Here is a 250-nt window from a genome sequence, read left to right on the forward strand (position 1 = left end):
TGCGTGATGGTGCCGCCGTGATTCAGCAGGTCCGCCGCTTTCAGCGCGAGCTGGTTCGCTTCGATATCGCCGCTGCTGTTGTCGAGCGTCGCCGTGCTCGTCAGCGTGAGATTCGGGGCGATGATCGAGCCGCTGCTGTTCGTGAGCGATCCTGTGCTAATTGTTTCCTTCGTACCTGCACCGATCTGGCCGCCGTTGTTATTGAGCGCGCCGCCGACCGTTACTGTCAAACCGTTCTGCCCGATGATCG

The 250-nt window shown here is 60.8% G+C and carries 1 protein-coding gene; it reads right to left on the bottom strand.

Annotated elements, in window-relative coordinates:
* Positions 1-230: hypothetical protein (locus SB786_RS37105; RefSeq protein WP_410731696.1), on the bottom strand; the 230-nt coding region annotated here is incomplete at its 3' end.
* Positions 231-250: the final 20 nt, after the last annotated feature.

This window comes from Burkholderia sp. SIMBA_062 (assembly GCF_046534765.1).
Classification (GTDB): Bacteria; Pseudomonadota; Gammaproteobacteria; order Burkholderiales; family Burkholderiaceae; genus Burkholderia; species Burkholderia ambifaria.